The organism is Streptomyces sp. NPDC090108, from assembly GCF_044747185.1.
GTDB lineage: Bacteria > Actinomycetota > Actinomycetes > Streptomycetales > Streptomycetaceae > Streptomyces.
Genome location: NZ_JBIVDQ010000004.1, coordinates 267,556 through 286,286, shown reverse-complemented (window position 1 = coordinate 286,286; position 18,731 = coordinate 267,556). Strand labels below are relative to the sequence as shown.

Genomic DNA, 18,731 nt, shown 5'->3' with positions numbered 1-18,731 from the left:
GGGGGGCCGGCCGCCGCGGGGCGGAAGTCGCTCCCCGCACCGGGGCCGGCCGCCGTGACGCTCGCGGCGTCCGCCGGGAGACACCCCAAGGGGGCTGTACCGCCGGGGCGGCAGGGTCAGAGGTCGGCCGTCAGGGAGAGGTCGATCTCGTCGTCGCTCATCTGCGAGATCAGCTCCAGCAGCCGGCGCTCCACCTCGGCGGCGAGCCGCTCCACGGTGGGGTGTTCGAAGAGGTCGCGGACCTGGAGCGGGCAGTCGAAGGCGGTCCGCAGGCGGGAGACGACGGACACCGCGCGCAGGGAGTGCCCGCCGAGGGCGAAGAAGTCGTCGTGGACGCCGACGCGGGGCAGGTCGAGCACCTCGCACCAGATCTGTGCGACGACGGTCTCGGCGGGGGTGCGCGGGGCGACGAAGACGTGCGGTTCGGGTACGGCGGGGTCGGGCAGGGCGGCGGTGTCCAGCTTGCCCTGCACGGTCAGCGGCAGCGCGTCGAGGAGGACGAACGCCGAGGGGACGAGGTAGTACGGCAGGCGGTCCCGGCAGTGCGTCTCCAGGGACTCCTCGGCCAGTCCCCCGCCCGCGGCGTAGGCGACCAGGGCCGGTTCGCCGCGCAGGGGGCGGACCACGACGGCCGCGGCCCGGACACCGGGGTGGCCGCGCAGCACCGCCTCGGCCTCGCCCGGCTCGACCCGGAACCCGCGGATCTTGACCTGGTCGTCGTTGCGGCCGAGGAACTCCAGCTCCCCGGAGGGAAGGCGTCGTACGACGTCGCCGGTCCGGTAGAGCCGGGCGCCGGGCGCGCCGAACGGGTCGGGCACGAACCGCTCGGCCGTCAGGGCGGGCCGCCCCAGGTAGCCGCGCGCCAACTCGGCCCCGCCGATGAAGAGTTCACCAGGCACCCCGTCGGGAACCGGCTCGCCGAGCGGGTCCACCACGTGGGCCCGCCGGCCGCCCAGGGCGCGTCCGATGGGCACCCGGCCGTCCGGCGCCCCCTCGACGCGGTGGGCGGTGGCCGAGACGACGGCCTCGGTGGGGCCGTAGGTGTTGACCACGGGGACGCCGGGCAGCCGGGCGAACCAGCGCTCCAGCGGGTCGGCGGGCAGCGCCTCTCCCCCGGTCACCAGGAGCCGCAGCGAGGCGAGCCGGGGCGCCAGGGTGTCCAGGCCGGCCACGACCTCGGCCCAGTAGGACGGGGTGAGTTCCATGACGGTCACCCGCTCGGCGGCCACCCGTTCGGCGAGTTCCTCGGGGGACCAGATCTCGTCCGGGCGGACGATCACCGTGGCGCCGGTGCTCAGCGCGGGCAGGATCTGCTCCAGCGAGGCGTCGAACGAGGTGGAGGCGAAGGTGAGCACGCGGTCGGCGGAGGTCAGCGCGAACTGCTCGCGGGCGGCGGCCACATGGGCGTCCAGGGCGTGGTGCTCGACGCCCACGGCCTTGGGCCGGCCGGTGGAGCCCGAGGTGAAGATGACGTAGGCGAGGTCGCCGCGCGCGGGCGTGTGGCGGGGGCCGTCGGGGGCGGGCCGCACCTGGTCCAGGCCGACCGCCACGGCGCCGAGGCCCGTGATCTTCTCGTGGGTGCCGGCGTCGGTGACGACGTGTCCGGCTCCGGCCTCCCGCAGCATGTACCGCAGCCGTTCGGCGGGGAGCCGGGTGTCGAGCGGCACGTACACGCCTCCCGCCCGCCACACGGCGAGCATGGCGGCGACCGCCCCGACGCCCCGGCCGACGCACACGCCCACCGCGTCGCCCGGGACGACGCCGGCCTCGGCCAGTGCGGCGGCCAGGCCTCCCGTCAGCGCGTCCAGTCCGGCGTAGTCGACGGTGTCCCCCTCGCACACGACGGCCGGGGCGTCCGAGGCGCCCATGACCCGGAAGGCCGGGGCGGGCGCGGCGTCCTGTCCGGCGGCGGCGACCAGGTGCTCGCGTTCGCGGGCGGAGAGCAGGGGCAGCTCGTCGACGCGGGTGCCGGGTGCGGCGAGGGCGGCTTCGAGGACCCGGCCGACGTGCCGGGCGAACCGGGCGGCGGTACCGGGCCGGAAGAGGTCGGCGGCGTACTCGACGTTGAGCGCGAAGCGGCCGGGCCGCACCAGGAAGGTGGCGGTCAGGTCGAACTTCGCCGATCCCCACGGCAGCGTGAATCCGGCGGCGTCCAGGCCGGGCAGTCCCGAGCCGTCCGTGGACGAGTCCTGGACGTCCACCATGACCTGGAACAACGGGTTGCGGGAGAGGTCGCGTTCGGGGCGCAGCCGCTCCACCACCTTCTCGAACGGCACCTCCTGGTGGCCGAACGCGCCGAGGACCACGTCCCGCACCCGGTCGACGAGGGTGTCGAAGCCGGGCCGCCCCGAGAGGTCGGTGCGCACCACGACGGTGTTGACGAAGAAGCCCACCAGGGGCTCCAGTTCGAGCCGGTCGCGGCCGGCGACGGGGGTGCCGACACAGACGTCGGTCTGTCCGGACCAGCGGGCGAGGACGGCCTGGGCGGCGGCCAGCAGCACCATGAAGCGGGTCGCGCCGCGGGCGCGGGCGTAGGCGTCGACGCGGTCGGCGAGGTCCGCGGGCAGGTCCACCTCGACGGCGCCGCCCCGCCCGCTGAACACGGCGGGCCGCGGCCGGTCGGTGGGCAGTTCCAGGGCGGGCGTACCGGCCAGGGTGTCCTGCCAGTAGGTGAGTTGGGGTTCCATCGCGCCGCTGTCGGCGCGGTCGCGCTGCCAGACGGCGAAGTCGCCGTACTGCACGGGCAGCGGTGGCAGCTGGGCCCGCTCCCCCGACAGCCGGGCCCAGTAGTGGCGGGCGAGTTCGTCGAGGAGGACGCCCTTGGACCAGCCGTCGGTGACGGCGTGGTGCAGGGCGAGGACCACCACGTGGTCGTCACCGGCGAGTTCCCAGACGCCGGAGCGCAGCAGCGGGGGCCGGGCGAGGTCGAAGCGGCGCGTGGCCAGGGTGACGGCGGCCCGCCGTACGGCCTCCAGACGGGCGGGCTCGTCCGGCGCGCCGGGGGCCGCCTCCCAGTGCAGGGGCACCGGCGCGGGGGCGCGGACCTGCTGCGCGGGGCGGCCGTCGGACTCGGTGAGGGCCGTGCGCAGCACCTCGTGCCGCTCGGCGAGGTCGTTCAGGGCGTGCTGCCAGGCGGTGCGGTCCAGGCCGCCGCTCACCCGCCAGGAGTACCAGAGGAGGTAGGAGTCGCCGCGGTCCGAGGTGCGGTCCAGGAACCACAGGCGTTCCTGGGCGAAGGACAGCGGCAGCGGGCGGCTCCGGTCCACCGGGGTCACCTCGGTGGCGCCGGACGCGCGGGCGGCGTCGACGCGCGGGGCGAAGCCGCGGACGGTGGGGTGCTCGAAGACGGTGCGCAGTTCGATCTCGCGGCCGAGCCGCTGGGCGATGCGGGAGACGGCCATGGTGGCGAGCAGGGAGTGGCCGCCCAGGTCGAAGAAGCTGTCGTCGATGCCGACGCGCTCGACGCCGAGGACGTCGGCCCACACCTCGGCGACGATCCGTTCGGTCTCGTCGCGGGGGGCCACGTAGGCGCCTTCGGCGGCGGAGCGGTCGTGCGCGGGGTCGGGCAGGGCGGTCGGGTCGAGCTTGCCGGACACCGCCACGGGCAGGGCGTCCAGGACCACGAACTCGGAGGGCACCGCGTACCGCGGCAGGAAACGCGCGCACCAGGCGCGGAGTTCGGCGCGGTCCACGGCGGCCGGGGCGACGGTCGCGTCGGTCGCGGCGGTGGGCCGGGGGCCGGTCGCGTCGGGGGAGGTCTCCGCGGACATGACCGCGGTCGTGTCGGCGGGGGCGGCGGGGGCGGCCGGTACGACGTAGCCGATCAGGCTCTGTCCGGTGGCGCGGTCGGGGCGGGCGGCGGCCGCGGCGACCAGCGGGCAGGCCCGCAACACGGCTTCCACCTCGCCCAGTTCGATGCGGAAGCCGCGGATCTTGACCTGGTCGTCGCGCCGGCCGAGGAACTCCAGGTCACCGGCCGGCCGCCAGCGCACGATGTCGCCGGTGCGGTACAGACGGCTGCCGGGCGGACCGTACGGGTCGGGCACGAAGCGCTCGGCCGTCAGGGCGGGACGGCGCAGATAGCCGCGGGCCACCTCGGTCCCGCCGATGAGGAGTTCACCGCCGACGCCCACCGGAACCGGGGTGTCGTCGGCGTCGACCACGTACACCCGGCGGTCGCCGAGGGGGCGGCCGATGGGCACGCTGCCGTCGGGCGCCTCGGAGGCGTCGTGGGTGGTGGCGGTGACGGTGGTCTCGGTGGGTCCGTAGGCGTTGCACACCCGCGCCCACGGGACGGCGGCGCGCCAGGTGGCGAGGACGTCGGCGGGGACCGCCTCGCCGCCGAGGACGAGGAGGCGCAGGGGGGCGAGGGCCGCGGCCAGGCGCCGGTCCAGGGAGAGGGTCAGTTCCGCCCAGTAGGTCGGGGGCACGTTGACGACGGTCAGGGCGTGCCGCCGGACGATCTCGGGAACCTGGGTGGGCAGCCACGGCTCGTCGGGGCGCATGACCACGGTGGCGCCGCAGCCGAGGGCGGGCAGCAGTTGGTCGAGCGAGGCGTCGAAGGCGAACGAGGCGAAGGCCAGCACCCGGTCGTCGGCGGTGATGCCGAGGCGCTCCCGGACGGCGGCCACGTGCGAGGCGAGGGAGGCGTGTTCGACGCCGACCGCCTTGGGCCGGCCGGTGGAGCCGGAGGTGAAGATGACGTGGGCCAGCTCGCGCGGGTCCGGGCGGTGCCGGGGCCCGTCCGCGGCCGTGGTGACCCGCGTGACGTCGACGACGGCGGGGGCCAGGGTCCGGGCCGTCTCCGCGGTCGCCGGGTCGGCCACGACGCAGGCGAGCCGCGCCTCCTCCGCCATGAACCGCAGCCGTTCAGCGGGGAGTTCGGGGTCGAGCGGGACGTAGGCCCCGCCTGCGCGCCACACGCCCTCGATCGCGGCCGCCGACCACAGGCCGCGGCGCAGCAGCACGCCCACCGGGCTGCCGGGACCGGCTCCGGCGGTGCGGAGCGCGGCGGCGAGCCCGCCGGTCATGGCGTCCAGTGCGGCATAGGTGACCGTGGCGTCGCCGCAGACGAGGGCGGTGGCGCCCGGGTCGCCGCGGAAGGCGAGCGGGGCCGGCTCGGCGGCGGGGCGGTCGGGGGCGTGGTGCCATTCGGCGCGCGGGGCGGCGGGCGCGCCCGGTCCCGCGGTGAGGGTGCGGGCCAGGTCGCGCACGGGCGTCTCGGTGTCGGCGAGGACGGCCCGCAGCAGCGTCACGTAGGCGTGGGCGAAGGCGCGCATGGTGGCGGCGTCGTAGAGGGCGGTCGCGTACTGGAGGATCGCGGCGACGCTGCCGTCGGCGCGCAGGGTCAGGTCGAGGAAGACGTCCAGCGGGGTCCCGGTGAGCGGGGGTTCGACCAGCGCGACGTCGACGCCGGGCATCCGCACCGGCCGGATCGGGCTGTTGAGCAGGGTGAACGAGGCCTGCGCCAGCGGGTGCCTGGACAGGTCCCGCCGGCCTCCGACGGCGCCGACGACGTGGTCGAAGGGCGCCTCGGCGTGCGAGAGGTCGGTCAGGACGCGGCCCCGCACCCGGTCGAGCAGGGCGCCGAAGCCGGGCCGGCCGGACAGGTCCGAGCGCAGGACGACCGTGTTGACGAGGGGGCCGATGAGGGCGGGGGCGCCGCGCTGGGCGCGGTCGGCGAGGGTGCTGCACACCGCGACGTCCGTACGGCCCGACCAGTGGCCGAGGAGCGCCTGGTAGGCGGTGAGGAGCACCATGTAGCGGGTGGCGCGGCGGGAGCGGGCCAGGTCGTCCACGGCGGCGACGAGGTCGGCGGGCAGGTCGAAGCGGACGACACCGCCGGAGCCGTCCCAGACGGCGGGGCGCGGCCGGTCGGTCGGCAGGTCGAGCGGCTCCAGCCCGGCCAGGCGCTCGCGCCAGTGGCCGAGCAGCCGTTCCAGCCGCGCGCCGGACAGGCGCTCGGCCTGGGCGCGGGCGAGGTCGGTGTAGCGGGTGGCGGGCGGGGCGACGGTCTCGCCGCGGTATCCGGCGGCGAGTTCGTCCAGCAGCACGCCCCACGACCAGCCGTCCACCGCGATGTGGTGGACCTCCACCAGCAGCAGGTGCTCGTCCGGGGCGACGCGGGCGAGCACGGCCCGGACCGGGTGCTCGGCGGACAGGTCCACGGGACGGCCCAGGTACCGGGCGAACAGGTCGTCCGGGCCGTCCGCCTCGGTCCGCTCCAGGGCGATGCCGACGGGGGCGTCGACCTGCGGCACGGGCTCGCCGTCCACGGCGGTGAACCGGGTGCGCAGCACCTCGTGCCGCTCCACGATCCCGGCCAGGGACCGCTCCAGCCGGTCCGCGTCGAGGTCCCCGCGCAGCCGCAGGACCAGGGGCAGCATCGACCCGGAGGACCCGCCGGACAGCTGGTCCAGGAACCACAGCCGGCGCTGCGCGAAGGATGCCGTGAGGGTGTCGCCGTCCATCGGTGCCCTGTCGGGGGCCGGGCCTGCTGTCACTGTGAGCCTCCAAGCCGTGTTTTCCAGCAGACTGCCGCCGCGGGAACGGCCCCCATAGGGAAGAAGACGCAGCACCACACGCAGACCCCCGCGCCGGAACCTCCTTCACGGGGCGGGAGCGGCCTTCCGCCTCTGTGCTGCGCGGACCCGGACTCCGGCGCTGCGGCCGGGGCTTCGGCGGGAGAGCGGGCGACGTGAAAGAGGCACCTACGCCGTGCCCGCGGTACCGGCGGTCGCCGCACTGCTGCGGCTGACCCTGCTGTCACCGGGTCTCTGACGGATCCCGGCGGAGCCGCGCGGCTCAGTCGACCGGCTTCCCCGGCTGGTCGTGGGTGGAGCAGTGGATGCCACCGCCGCCGGAGGCGATCGTGTCGATCTTGACCTGCACGATGTCGCGCTGCGGGAAGTGCTCCCGCAGGATGCCGCGTGCCCGGTCGTCGGCCTTCCTGTCGCCGAAGCGGGGCAGGAAGACCGAGTCGTTGGCGACGTAGAAGTTCGCGTAGCTCGACACGAAGTCGTCGCCCTCGCCCGTGATCCTGTCGAGGTCGGGCTGCGGGAGGTCGATGATCTCGAACCCCCGGCCCCGGGCGTCGGTCTCCTCGCTCAGCACGGCGCGCGCCTGGTCGGACGCGCGCGACCAGGAGTCCGCGGGCGTCCCGGGGAACGCCGTGTCCAGCAGGACCACACCGGGAGCGGCGAACCGTACGAGACTGTCGACGTGCGCGTCGGTGATGTCCTCGCCGCGCACCCCCTTCAGCCACACGACCTTCTCGACGCCGAGGGTCCGCCGCAGCTCCGCCTCGATCCGCTCACGGTTCTTGCCGGGGTTGCGGTTGTCGTTGACGACCGAGCTCTCGGTCACCAGGAGCGTGCCCTGCCCGTCGGTCTCGAAGGATCCTCCCTCGGCGACCAGCGGGGCCCGCGTCCCGGGGACGTGGTACCTCTTCAGCAGCTCGGCCGCCACGCGCGCGTCGTTCGCGTGCTGCTGCTTGCCGCCCCAGCCGTTGAAGTTGAAGTCGACTCCGGTGACCCGGCCGTCGTCCTCGACGAACACCGGGACGATGTCGCGGGCCCACAGGTCGTCGACCATGAGCGGGACCACCTCGACCTGTGAGCCGCACGCCCGCTGCGCGGCCTTCTGCTGGTCGGGCCTGGCCATCATGACGACGTACTCGTAGTCCGCGACGGCCCGGGCGACGCGGGCGATGTCCTGGCGGACGTAGGGCAGGTCCTCGCCCCACACCGCGTCCAGCGCCGGCCACGACATGAAGGTGCGCGCGTGGCTCTCCCACTCGGCGCCGAAGCGGCGCCCTCCGGCGGTCGCGGTGTCCTGACCGGAACGGCTCGCTCCGGCCTGCGCCACGCCGTCGGGTCCGCACGCCGTCGCACCGAAGGCCGCGGCACCGATCCCGGCGATGGCCTGGAGGACGGTGCGGCGAGAGGGGGGAAGGGGGGACACGATGTGCTCCGTTCTGGGGACGAACACGCTATCCGGCCTGGCGGAAAGGGGCGCGCGGAGGCGCGTCGCACGGCCTCGACCGCCCCGGCGGGGTGCCGGCGGCGGCCGTGCACACTGTCGCACTGACTGGATTTTCAGTCAAACGGCCCATTGAGGGGTCATTGCCGCCTCCCCGCACTCGCGCCGCGGCGGTCCCACCGCCGTCTCCGACCGCCGGGCATGAGCCTGGACCTCCGTCCGACGTTGCGCCAGAACGGTCACTTAAAAACCCTCTGGACTGCGGAAACACTGATTTCGCCACTGCCCCGACGGTCCACTCGTGACACGCGGGCCGGACGGGCAACGGTTAGACACACAGGGGTGAAGCGTGCCTGAAAATTCAGTCAGGAATACCCGGGAGTCGTACCGGGGCGGGCCGGATAAAGTTCATGGTCATGGCGTCTCGCACTACTCAGATCCTCGAAGCGGCGGCCCGGGTGATCGCCCGGCGCGGAGTCCGCGGGCTGCGCGTGGAGGAACTCGCGGCCGAGGCGGGCGTCTCCACGGGCCTGATCTACTACCACTTCAAGGACCGCACCGGGGTTCTGCGCCGCACCCTGGAGTTCATCAGCGACCGGGCGGAGCGGTACACCACCGCCCGCGACCCCGACGCGGAGCCCCTCGGCCCCCGGGAGGAACTCGAGCAGATGCTCCTGCTGGAGCTCCAGGACACCCCGGAGGTGCGGGAGAACAGCACCGCCTGGGGTGAGCTGCGCGCGAGCGCGGTGTTCGACCCCGTGCTGCGCGAGGATCTCGCCAGGGCGACGCTGGTATGGGTGCAGGAGGTCGCCGCCGCCCTGGGTCAGGTGCGGCCGATGGCGCCGGCGCCCGCTCTCGCCTCCGCCGCCGAGCGGCTCACCGCGCTCGTGGAGGGCGTGAGCATGCGCTGGCTCAGCGGCGGCATCCAGGTCGAGCACGCCCGCTCGCTGGTGCGGGACGCCGTCGAGACCGAGCTGACCGGCCTGGGACAGCCGTAGCGCGGACGCCCGCTTCCCCTGCGGGAGGCCGGTTCGCCCCGGTGGGAACGGCGTGGCGGCGCCCGGCGCTCACAGGCCCGCGAACAGGCCGTCGAGCGGAGCGGGCACATGGTCGGGGTCGAGGGCCTCGGCGAGGACGCGCCCGTAGTGGATCTTGCGGCCCTTCTTCGTGCCGAGGAAGCGCCGCAACTGCTGCCGCGGGGTGCGGTCCCGCTGCGCGGGCTGTCCGAGGAAGGTCGTCAGGGCACGCAGATCGCCCTCCGCCCGTACGAGGTCCCGCACCCGCGCGACGCCCAGCGCACGGATCAGCTCGTCCTCCAGGTCCGCCGCGCACACGTGGAACCCCTGCTGCGGCGCACCGGCCCGCTCCAGGCCGCGGACGTAGAAGCGGTACTCCGCCTCGTCGCACAGTCCGGTGAGCCGGAGATCCAGGCCGGGTGGGCCGAGGAGACGGGTGAAGTGCCCGATGTTCATCGCTCCGCCCATCGGCAGGACGCAGATGCCCTCGGCCGCCAGGTCCCGGCCGCGGCGCGCGGCCAGCGCGGTGACCGCCGCCGCGTCGCTCGGCCCTTCGAGCAGCACGACCGTCCGGACGGGCAGCCTCGCGGCCAGCTCGCGCGCGGGATCGCCGGGCCCGCCCGCCACCCACGCCGTGACCGCGTCCCGGAACGCCCCCATGTCAGCCATGCCACGAGTCTGGGCGTTCTCCGTCCGGCACGACAGGGATTTTCCGCCGGACGACCGGACGGCGGGGCGACCGGGCAGCCGAGCGGGGCGCCGACACCCCGGACCGCAGCCCGCATTGGTCCCTGGTGCCGCTTGCCGCTTGCCGCGGCGGTCCGATCATGCGATCGTTCGTCCCGGCCGGCTCCGTCGGCCGGGACCAGCCCCCTGATCGCACGGGGGCACACCTCGATCTCCCTGCACGGCGTGTAAGGGGGTCCTTCGCTCTCTGGAGGCCCCTGTGCACGTCCACGACGCACCCCGCGACCGCCGTACGTCCCCCACGCCGCCCAACTGGGACCTCTACCGGCAGGCGGTCGTCGACATCGGCTTCCCCGGCATGGACGTACGGGTGGAACCACGCGCCCGGGGCACGGTGCTGGGCGCCTTCCCGGAAGCGGCTGGCGGGAGCGCCATCCATGTGATCACCGCCTGGAATCCGCTGGGGCTCACCGCCGCGGACGAGGCCAACTCCCGTGCTCAGCGCCTGCTGCTCGACGAGGTCCGCCGGCGAGGACTCCCCCGGTGGCACGCGGTGGGGGGCGACCGCCTCGGCACCCACCGCGAGGAGAGCGTCGCCGTGGCCGGCCTGAGCGACGCCGAGGCCCGCGCGCTGGGGCGCCGCTTCGGCCAGGACGCGGTGTTCGCGTGGACGCGGACCGACTGGCGGGTCCTGGCCTGCGCCGGCGACGCCTCGGACGTGAACGGGTGGGCGGTGACCATCCGTTCCGCTCCCGGACCGGCCCGGGACACGGGCCACTTCCCGGGCACGGGCCCCTTCCCAGGCACGGGCACGGTCTCAGGCGCGGGCACGGTCTCAAGCGCGAGCGCGGGCGCGGTCTTGGGCACGACCCCGGGCTCCGCCTCCGACTCCGCCACGGGCACCGGCACCGGCACCGGCACCGGCACCGGCACCGGCACCACCCTCTCCCCCCGCCCCCTCCGGGCCGGTCCGGCCAGGTCCGGACCATGGCCTGCGTGAGGCCTGGACAAACCCCCACCCCGGTGCTGTCGTGCACATGACTGAACTTTTCAACGTGGGAAACGTGTACCGACCCCGGGACGGATACGCCATGTCAGTTCGGACGCACCGCATCCTCGGCACCCTTCTCGCCGTCGCCCTCGCCCTGGCCGGCGCGCTGGCGCTGCCCGTGCCCGCGCGCGCGGCGACGGCCGTGTGCGCGCTGGCCTGCGACACCCTCGACCCCTCGAAGGCACGGCAGGAGACCTTCCCCGTGCCCGACCGGACCGTCAACGGCCGCGTCCTCAGACTGCACGTGTCCGAGCCGGACGACATGGCCTGGGCGAGCGTCGACAACGGCACCCGGGGCGACGCGGTGTGGCTGGACCGCTCCTGGGACCGGGGCGCGACCTGGGACGGGCTGCTGGGCAAGGCGAGCGTTCCCGGCACGTGGACCGGGACGCGCACGCTGATGTACAACGTCACGGATCCGGTGGGCCACCGGCGCGGCTGGATCCGGGCCTGCGGGGACGCCGCCGCGGTCACCTGCACCGACTGGTTCCGCCCCCAGGTGTGCGACGGTCCCTCCTGCGACGGCGCCGACCCGGGCACCGCGGCCGGGGACGACCGTCCGGTACCCGCGACGACGCTGTACGGGCGGACGATCAGCCTGCACATGGACCAGCGCGACGGCATGGCGTGGGGCGTCGTCGAGAACGGCGGCGCGGGCGACGAGATCTGGCTCGACCGGTCCTGGGACGAGGGCGCGGACTGGCCCGAAGGCTCCTCGCTGGGGCGGACCTCCCTGGCGTCCGGCGCGGTGTCGGCGCGCACGGCCATGTTCGCCACCCGGGATCCGAGAGGTCTGCTGTACGGCGGCGCGGTGCGCGCCTGCGGCCGTGAGGCCGCGCACCAGCAGGGCAGTTGCACGGCGTGGGCTCGGCCCGCACCGACCCGGGCGCGGGCGGCGGCGGACGCGCTGATGGCGTCGTACCAGGTGAACGAGGGCTGGTGGCGCAGCAGTTGGTGGAACTCGGCGGTGGCGCTGACCGCGCTGATCGACTTCGGGCGGAGCAGCGGGCGGCACGACTACGACTGGGCCGTCGCGCGCACCTTCGAGCAGAACGACGGCGTCTTCCCGGCGGGCGGCCGCAGTTCGGACCCGGTGGAGGGGCACTTCGTCAGCCGGGCGATCGACGACGCGGGATGGTGGGCGGTCGCGTGGGTGGCGGCGTACGACTCCACGCACGAACAGCGCTACCTGGACGAGGCGGTCACCATCACGGACTACATCCAGCAGTACTGGGACACCGGTACGTGCGGCGGAGGCGTGTGGTGGGACCGGGAGCGCACGTACAAGAACGCGGTGACCAACGGGCTGTACCTGTGGCTGACGACCGCGCTGCACCGGCGGGTCGCGGGTGACACCCTGTGGGGCGGCCGAGCCGTGACGGCCGCGAACTGGTACCTGAACAGCGGGCTGATCGGCTCCACCGGGCTGGTCAACGACGGCCTGACCGGATCGTGCGCCAACAACGGCCAGACGGTGTGGAGTTACAACCAGGGGCTGGCGATCGGCGCGTTCACCGAGTTGTGGCGCTCGACCGGTGGGAGCAGGTATCTCGACACCGCCAGGCGCCTGGCCGACGCGGCGCTGTCGTCGCCCCAGCTGACGCGCGACGGAGTGCTGACGGAGTCCTGCGACACCGGCGGCGGCTCGTGCGACGACAACCAGAAGCAGTTCAAGGGTGTCTTCGTACGTCACCTCGCCGATCTCGCGGACGCCACGGGCTCGTCGGTCTACCGCGCCTACCTCACCCGGCAGGCCGACGTGATCTGGAGCGGTGACCGCGACTCCCTGAACCGGCTCGGCGAGCGGTGGGCCGGCGGTTCGCCGAACGTGACCGACTGGCGCACCCAGGCGAGCGCGCTGGAGGCCCTGACCGCGGCGGGGTAAGCGCCCGCCCCGCCCTGGCCGCCCCGGCGCCCGCGCCGCCTTCGTACCCCGGCGCCCGCCCCGGCGGCCCCGCCCATCCCGCCTCACCCCGCCCTGCGTCTGCGCCCCAGCCAGGTCTGGGTCACGACGACGAGCACGAGGAACGCGCCGCTGACGACCTGCTGGTAGGCGGAGTCGAGGGAGCCGATCTGGTTGATGACGTTCTGGATGACCTTCAGCAGCAGGACGCCGACGAGGGAGCCGCTGACATAGCCGAGGCCGCCGGTGAGGAGGGTGCCGCCGATGACGACGGCGGCGATGGCGTCGAGTTCCATGCCGTAGCCGAGGATCGTGACGCCGGACGCGAGATAGGCGGCGTTCAGGGCCCCGGCGAGGCCCGCGAGGAGGCCGGAGAGGGTGTAGACGCCGATCTTCGTACGGGCCACGGGGACGCCCATCAGGCCGGCGGCCTGTTCGTTGCCGCCGACGGCGTACACGCTCTGCCCGAAGCGGGTGCGGCGCAGCAGGACGGCACCGGCCGCGAAGAGAACGGCCGTGATCCACACGGGAGTTCCGATACCGAGGAGCTTGCCCTGGCCGAGGGTCGCGAAGAAGGAGCCCTTGGCGACGAGGTAGGTGTCCGCGCCCTCGTCGGTCAGAGCGAGCATGAGGCCGCGGGCGGCGAGCATCGAGGCGAGGGTGACGATGAAGGGGGCCAGTCCGGTGCGGGCCACGAGCAGGCCGTTGACCAGGCCGATGGCCCCGCAGACGGCGAGGGGCAGCAGCAGCGCGACCGCGGTGCCGTACTGCGAGCCCCAGGCGGCGAGGACGCCGCCGAGGGCGAAGACCGAGCCGACCGACAGGTCGATGCCGCCGCAGACGATGACGAAGGTCATGCCGAGCGCGATCGTGGCGAGGAACGCGGAGGAGACCGCGATGTTGCCGAGGTTGTCGGCCGTGGCGAACGACCCGAAGGACAGGGAGGCCACGGCGGCGAGGAGGACCAGCGCCACCAGGGCGCCGTGCTGCTGGGCGAGCGCGGTCAGCCGGTCCCCGCGCCGGAGGGTGGCCGCCGCGTCGGGCGCGGGCGGCGGGGCGGTCGTGACGTGCTCCTTCGTACCGGTCACCGCTTGCCCCTCTCCCGTGCCGCGTACACCGCGAGCACGATCACCACGGCCTGGGCGATCTGCGTCCACGAGGAGGGCAGATCGTGCTTGATGAGGGTGGCCGTCAGCAGCTGGATGAGAACGGCTCCGGCCACCGTGCCGCCGATCCGCACCCGGCCGCCGGTCAGCGGGGTGCCGCCGACCACGACGGCGGTGATGGCGGACAGTTCCATGAGGTTGCCGAGCGAGCTGGGGTCGCTGGCCTGGAGCCGGGCCGTGGCGAGGAACCCGGCGATCGCGGCGAGGACGCCGGAGCAGACGTACACGAGGACCAGGACCCGGCGCACCGGGAGTCCGGCGAGCTGCGCGGCGGGCCGGCTGTCGCCGATGGCGAGCAGTTGGCGCCCGAACGTCGTGCGGCGCACGGTGAATCCGGTGATCAGTGCGAGGACGGCCGCGACGATCGCCAGATAGGGCACGCCGGCCACGCCGCCGGAGCCGAGCGACTCCATGGCGGGGTCGCGGACGTCCTTGAGCTGGGGCAGCAGCACCAGGGCGATGCCGCGTCCGCCGACCATCAGCGCGAGGGTGGCGACGATGGGCTGCACGCCGACGAAGGCGACGAGCGAGCCGTTCGCGAGGCCGGCGACCGCGCCGCCGGCCATGGCGACGACCAGGGCGAGCCAGGGGCCGTAGCCGAGGTAGAGGGAGACGAGGGAGGTGGACAGGGCCATCACGGCGCCGACGGACAGGTCGATGCCCTCCGTGCCGATGGCGAGGGCCATGCCGAGGGCGACGACGAGGACCGGGGAGACCTGGACGGCCTGGGTGCGGAAGTTCTCGCCCGAGACGAAGTGGTCGGTGAACAGCACGTTGAACAGCAGCAGGACGGCGAGGCCCAGGTAGACGCCGTACCGCTGGAGCCACGCCACGAGGGCGTGCCGGTCGGCCATGATGCCCTTTCCCAGGGCGAGTTCAGTCATGCTGGAGCACCTCCTCGGCGGCCGCCGCGATGGTCTGCATCAGCCGGTCCTCCGTGACGTCGTCGCCGGTGAGCTCGCCGACCACCGCGCCGTCCCGGAGCACCACCACCCGGTCGGAGCCTTCGACGAGTTCCTCCACGTCCGAGGAGATCAGCAGGACGCCGAGGCCGTCCTCGGCGAGTTCGTCGATGAGTCTCTGCACCTCGGCCTTGGCCCCGACGTCGATGCCGCGGGTCGGTTCGTCGAGGAGGAGCACCTTGGGGTGCATGGCCAGCCAGCGGGCGAGGAGCACCTTCTGCTGGTTGCCGCCGGAGAGTTCGCCGACCTTCTGATGGGGACCGGCGGCCTTGATGCGCAGCCGCTTCATGAACGTGTCGACGACCGCGTCGATGCGGGCCTCGGAGACCAGGCCGAAGCGGGACATGCGGGGCAGCGCGGCCAGGGCGATGTTCTCCCGGACCGACAGGCCCGGCACGATCCCCTCGGACTTGCGGTCCTCCGGCAGCAGGCTGATCCCGGCGCGGATCGCGGCGGGGGTGGAGCCGGTGCGCACCGGCGTGCCCGCGACGGTCACCCGGCCGGAGCCGAGGGCGAGCGCGCCGGCGATGGCCTTCGCCGTCTCGGTGCGCCCCGAGCCGAGCAGTCCGCCGAGTCCCACGACCTCGCCGGGGCGGATGTCCAGCGACACGTCGTGCAGCACCCGCTGCCGCGTCAGGTGCTCCGCGCGCAGGACCGGTCCGCCGGACGCGTCGTGGGTGCCGGCGAACTTGGTCACGCCCTCGGCGCTGACCTCGCTCGTCTCGCGGCCGAGCATGAGGGAGACGAGCTTCAGCCGGCCCGTCTCGGCGAGCGGGCCGGTGTGCACCAGCCGTCCGTCGCGCAGCACCGTGACCGTGTCGCAGATGGCGTACAGCTCGTCCATGCGGTGGCTCACGTACAGGACGGCGATGCCCTGGGCGCGCAGCCGCCGGATGACGCCGAACAGGGTCTCCACCTCGCGCGGTTCGAGGGAGGAGGTGGGTTCGTCCATGACGACCACGTTCGCCTCGACGGAGACGGCGCGGGCCAGCGCGACCATCTGCTGGGCGCCTACGCCGAGTTCGCGCAAGGGGCGGCGCACGTCGACGTGGACGCCGTACTCCCGCATCGTCCGTTCGGCCTCGCGGTGCATGCGGGTGAAGTCGATCAGGCCGAGGCGGGTGCGCGGTTCGCGGCCGAGGAAGAGGTTGCGGGCCACGCTCATCAGGGGGACGAGGTTGACCTCCTGGTAGATCGTGGAGATCCCGGCGTCCTGGGCGGCGAGCGGGGTGGCGAAGGCGGTCCGCGCACCCCGGTGGCGCAGTTCGCCCTCGTCGGGGCGGTACACCCCGGTGAGGATCTTGATCAGGGTGGACTTCCCGGCGCCGTTCTCCCCGACGAGTGCGTGGGTCTCGCCGGCGCGGAGGGCGAACGTCACCCCGTCCAGGGCCAGTACACCGGGGAAGCGTTTGGTCAGGCCGCGGACGGCGAGGACTTCGTCGGGGGGTGCGGTCACGGCTGCTCTCCATGGAGTCATGGGCGACGTGCCTGCTGGGGGGCCGTGCCGTGGGGCCGGCCCCCCGTGCGGTCGGCGGAGGTTCAGTACGCCTTGCCCAGGTCGGCCTTGGCGTTGGCGGTCGTGTACTGGCTGTCCTGGATCACGATGTCCTCGCCCACCGGCTTGCCCTGGGTGAAGGAGTCGAGGGTGGTGAAGGCGAGCGGCCCGAAGCGCGGGTTGGACTCGATGACCGCGCTGATCCAGCCGTCGGCGATGCCCTGGACGGCGTTGCGGGTGCCGTCGATGGTGACGATCTTGACGTCGCCGGGCTTCTTGCCGGCGCCCTTCAGGGCGTTGACGGCGCCGAGGCCCATCTCGTCGTTCTCGGCGTAGACCGCCTTGATGCCGGGCTTGGACTGGATGAGCTGCTCGGTGACCGACTGGCCCTTCTCGCGGGTGAACTCACCGGTCTGCTTGAAGACGACCTTGAGACCGGGCGCCTTGGCCTTGATGCGGTCCTCGAAGCCCTTGGTGCGCTCGGTGGTGACGTTGTTGCCCGCCGCGCCGAGGAGGATGGCGATCTCGCCCTTGCCGCCGGTGGCCTCGATCAGCTGGTCGGCGGCGCGCTCGCCCTGCTTGACGAAGTCGGAGCCGATGAAGCTGACGTAGTCCTTGCAGGCGGTGGCGTTGATCTGGCGGTCGATGGTGATGATGGGGATCTTCTTGGCGGCGGCGCTCTGCAGCACCGGCTCCCAGCCGTCGGAGTTGAGCGGGGCGATGACGAGCAGTTTGGCGCCCCGCGCGATGAGGTCCTGGACGTCGCTGATCTGCTTGGAGAACTGCGACTGGGCGTTGGCGGTGAGGAGCTTGACGCCGCGCTTGGCCGCCTCGGCCTTGATGGAGGCGGTCTCGGCGATCCGGAAGGGGTTGGCTTCCTTCTCGGACTGCGAGAAGCCGACGACGGTGTTCTTCAGGTCCAGCTTGTCGGCGCCGTAGTCGCCGATCGCGCAGGTCTTGCCGTCGCCGCCCGCGGCGACCTGCTGGCCCCCGCCGTCGCTCGCGGCGCTGGCCTTGTCGGAGGCGTCGCCGTCCTCGGACTTCGTGCAGCCGGCGACGAGCGCCAGACTCGCGGCGAGGCCCACGGCGACGAGGTTTCTGGTGGTGCTGCGGGAGTGCGGCTTCATGCGGATTACCCCACTTCGGGCTTGCGGAAGGCCGGTCCGGCGGTGACCAGATCAGGATGCTTTTTACATCGTTGGAAGTGCCGTGTAAACACCTCGCGCACATACGGCCCGGACGACAGACAGCCTCAACTCCCGTACGCAGAAGCGTGTTTGCGCCGGTCAGCGCAGGGGCACCTGGCGGCCCAGGGTGCTCTCGCGTTCCACGAGTGTGAATCCCGGCTGGAGTTCACGCGAGGGCCGGGGCGTCTCCTGGTTCTGCTCGCCCTTGAGCCGGCCGACCACGGACTCCACGGCCAGCCGGGCGATGGCCTCCTTGTCCGGGGACACGGTGGTCAGCGTGACCGCCCCGTAGCGGGACTCGGTGATGTCGTCGAAGCCGACCACGGCGACGTCCTCGGGGACCCTGAGCCCCCGCTCGAACATCACCCGCATCGCCCCGAGCGCGATGAGGTCGTTGTACGCGAACACCCCGTCCGGCCGCTGCCCGGAGTCGAGCAGCGCGGCCATCGCCCGCGCCCCGTCCTCGTGCCCCCAGCCGCTGGTCGCTGCCACCAGGTGTTCGTCGGCGACCAGGCCGGAGGCCGCCAGCTCCGCCTGCCAGCCGATGAACCGCAGGTGGGCGGGCTGGTGCGAGCGGTCGTGGCGGGTGCCGAGGAAGGCGATGCGGCGCCGGCCGAGGGAGAGCAGATGGCGTACGGCGGCCCGCGCGGCGGCGATGTTGTCGATCACGATGTGGTCGTACGGCAGGTCGTAGCGGCGCTCGCCCAGGAGCACCAGCGGCATGTCGTCCCCGCGGGCGGCGAGGTCCTCGGTCTCCAGCTCCAGCGGGCTGAGGATGAGCCCGTCCATGACCCTGGCCCGGAATCCCTGGCAGACCAGGATCTCCCGCTCCCGCAGGCCCTGGGTGTGGTCGAGCAGGACGGTGTACTCGTGCCGGGCGGCCGCGTCGATGACGGCGCCGGCCAGTTCCGCGAAGTAGGAGTTGCCCAGTTCGGGCACGGCCAGGCCGATGATCCCGGTGCGGCCCTTGCGCAGATGCCGGGCGGTCAGGTTGGGACGGTAGCCGAGTTCGTCGATGGCCAGCTGCACACGGGCCCGCATCCCCGGTGTGACGTGCGGATAGTCGTTGACCACATTGGAGACGGTCTTCACCGAGACTCCCGCACGTTCGGCGACGTCCTTCAGACTCACCCGCATCTGTAGTCCTCCCACGCCTCGTGTCAGACACCTGGACAGAGCGCAGGAGGCGTGTTGTCATGCCAACTGCCCTTGTTTCTAACGTTATACAAGATGACGTGGAGCACGGGCAGAGCACGCACCCGTAACTCCGTTTCCGGAGGTTCC

General features: G+C 73.5%; 11 protein-coding genes. 3 read left to right on the top strand and 8 right to left on the bottom strand.

The window, feature by feature from the left end:
• Window positions 1-116: 116 nt before the first annotated feature.
• Complete coding sequence (locus tag ACIPRD_RS16285; RefSeq protein ID WP_401563515.1) at window positions 117-6,470, bottom strand: amino acid adenylation domain-containing protein; 6,354 nt, start codon at window positions 6,468-6,470, stop codon at window positions 117-119.
• A gap of 334 nt (window positions 6,471-6,804) precedes the next feature.
• Window positions 6,805-7,962, bottom strand: a complete 1,158-nt coding sequence (locus tag ACIPRD_RS16280; RefSeq protein ID WP_401563512.1) for an agmatine deiminase family protein — start codon at window positions 7,960-7,962, stop codon at window positions 6,805-6,807.
• Window positions 7,963-8,396: 434 nt separating this feature from the next.
• Between ACIPRD_RS16280 and ACIPRD_RS16275 the strand changes: the two genes are divergently transcribed.
• Window positions 8,397-8,978 (top strand): helix-turn-helix domain-containing protein, encoded by a 582-nt coding sequence (locus ACIPRD_RS16275; RefSeq protein ID WP_356405960.1) that lies wholly within the window; start codon window positions 8,397-8,399, stop codon window positions 8,976-8,978.
• A gap of 69 nt (window positions 8,979-9,047) precedes the next feature.
• On the opposite strand, the gene ACIPRD_RS16270 is transcribed toward ACIPRD_RS16275, so the two are convergent.
• Complete coding sequence (locus tag ACIPRD_RS16270) at window positions 9,048-9,665, bottom strand: TOPRIM nucleotidyl transferase/hydrolase domain-containing protein (RefSeq protein WP_356405962.1); 618 nt, start codon at window positions 9,663-9,665, stop codon at window positions 9,048-9,050.
• Window positions 9,666-9,942: 277 nt separating this feature from the next.
• Between ACIPRD_RS16270 and ACIPRD_RS16265 the strand changes: the two genes are divergently transcribed.
• Both ACIPRD_RS16265 and ACIPRD_RS16260 read left to right on the top strand, forming a co-directional pair.
• Window positions 9,943-10,683 carry a DUF3293 domain-containing protein gene (locus ACIPRD_RS16265; RefSeq protein WP_401563509.1) on the top strand — a complete coding sequence of 247 codons (741 nt, stop codon included), beginning with the start codon at window positions 9,943-9,945 and terminating at the stop codon, window positions 10,681-10,683.
• 91 nt (window positions 10,684-10,774) lie between these two features.
• Entirely contained in the window at window positions 10,775-12,619 is a 1,845-nt protein-coding gene (locus ACIPRD_RS16260; RefSeq protein WP_401563506.1) for a glycoside hydrolase family 76 protein, read from the top strand.
• 83 nt (window positions 12,620-12,702) lie between these two features.
• Here the strand turns inward: ACIPRD_RS16260 and ACIPRD_RS16255 are convergent, their stop codons facing one another.
• The 5 genes from ACIPRD_RS16255 to ACIPRD_RS16235 all read right to left on the bottom strand — a co-directional run bounded on the left by ACIPRD_RS16255 (window position 12,703) and on the right by ACIPRD_RS16235 (window position 18,584).
• Window positions 12,703-13,644 (bottom strand): ABC transporter permease, encoded by a 942-nt coding sequence (locus ACIPRD_RS16255; protein WP_356406046.1) that lies wholly within the window; start codon window positions 13,642-13,644, stop codon window positions 12,703-12,705.
• 77 nt (window positions 13,645-13,721) lie between these two features.
• Window positions 13,722-14,687 (bottom strand): ABC transporter permease, encoded by a 966-nt coding sequence (locus ACIPRD_RS16250; protein ID WP_401563503.1) that lies wholly within the window; start codon window positions 14,685-14,687, stop codon window positions 13,722-13,724.
• Entirely contained in the window at window positions 14,680-16,242 is a 1,563-nt protein-coding gene (locus tag ACIPRD_RS16245) for a sugar ABC transporter ATP-binding protein (RefSeq protein ID WP_401563500.1), read from the bottom strand. The genes ACIPRD_RS16250 and ACIPRD_RS16245 overlap by 8 nt, the downstream gene beginning before the upstream one ends.
• 62 nt (window positions 16,243-16,304) lie before the next feature.
• Window positions 16,305-17,387: an ABC transporter substrate-binding protein gene (locus ACIPRD_RS16240; protein WP_401563498.1), complete on the bottom strand. Its 1,083-nt coding sequence runs from the start codon at window positions 17,385-17,387 to the stop codon at window positions 16,305-16,307.
• Between the two features lie 159 nt (window positions 17,388-17,546).
• On the bottom strand, window positions 17,547-18,584 hold the full coding sequence (locus ACIPRD_RS16235) for a LacI family DNA-binding transcriptional regulator (RefSeq protein WP_401563495.1): 1,038 nt from the start codon (window positions 18,582-18,584) through the stop codon (window positions 17,547-17,549).
• Between the last annotated feature and the right edge of the window lie 147 nt (window positions 18,585-18,731).

Bases quoted from the DNA above. Each gene is read 5' to 3' on its own strand.
- ACIPRD_RS16285 (WP_401563515.1), bottom strand. From the start codon at position 6,470: ATGGACGGCGACACCCTCACGGCATCCTTCGCGCAGCGCCGGCTGTGG.
- ACIPRD_RS16275 (WP_356405960.1), top strand. From the start codon at position 8,397: ATGGCGTCTCGCACTACTCAGATCCTCGAAGCGGCGGCCCGGGTGATC.
- ACIPRD_RS16270 (WP_356405962.1), bottom strand. From the start codon at position 9,665: ATGGCTGACATGGGGGCGTTCCGGGACGCGGTCACGGCGTGGGTGGCG.
- ACIPRD_RS16260 (WP_401563506.1), top strand. From the start codon at position 10,775: ATGTCAGTTCGGACGCACCGCATCCTCGGCACCCTTCTCGCCGTCGCC.
- ACIPRD_RS16250 (WP_401563503.1), bottom strand. From the start codon at position 14,687: ATGACTGAACTCGCCCTGGGAAAGGGCATCATGGCCGACCGGCACGCC.
- ACIPRD_RS16245 (WP_401563500.1), bottom strand. From the start codon at position 16,242: ATGACTCCATGGAGAGCAGCCGTGACCGCACCCCCCGACGAAGTCCTC.
- ACIPRD_RS16240 (WP_401563498.1), bottom strand. From the start codon at position 17,387: ATGAAGCCGCACTCCCGCAGCACCACCAGAAACCTCGTCGCCGTGGGC.
- ACIPRD_RS16235 (WP_401563495.1), bottom strand. From the start codon at position 18,584: ATGCGGGTGAGTCTGAAGGACGTCGCCGAACGTGCGGGAGTCTCGGTG.